Source organism: Salinarimonas soli (assembly GCF_008386575.1).
GTDB classification, from domain to species: Bacteria; Pseudomonadota; Alphaproteobacteria; order Rhizobiales; family Beijerinckiaceae; genus Salinarimonas_A; species Salinarimonas_A soli.
The window spans coordinates 1-388 of sequence record NZ_VUOA01000168.1; the positions used below are offsets into that span (position 1 = coordinate 1).

The window sequence follows — 388 nt, forward strand, 5'->3', positions numbered from 1 at the left end:
AAGGTAATGAACTTCCAACTGATGAGGTCGCTGTTCTTTTCCTTACCATCGCCGTATGCAAGTCTCTCGTTCGCGGGATCAAGAGTGGGGCCGAGCTTCAGAGCGAGGTTGTAGTTTCTGTAAATGAGCTTAACGAAGTTTCCCGCCATGATGAGTCTAAAGTTATAGGGGAAGTACTTTCTGACAATGTGCTGTCCGTTGCCGACCCACAGCTTGTAGCAGTACTCCATGGTGTTCCGACTTCCGTCAATGATCAGGTTGTTAACTACATTCTGGATGATGGAGCCCTTGCCTTGGCTCTCATATTCCAAGCTCTGACGGACAGCACTGTCGTAGTCGCCGGTGAGGATGCTGTTGTACAGTTTCTCCTCGAGGTCTTGGTTAGAAG

At 49.2% G+C, this 388-nt stretch carries 1 protein-coding gene; it reads right to left on the bottom strand.

Annotation, left to right across the window (positions count from 1 at the left end; all coding sequences use genetic code 11):
* A partial coding sequence (locus tag F0L46_RS27755; protein WP_149822415.1) for a hypothetical protein occupies positions 1-388 on the bottom strand: 388 nt, incomplete at both ends.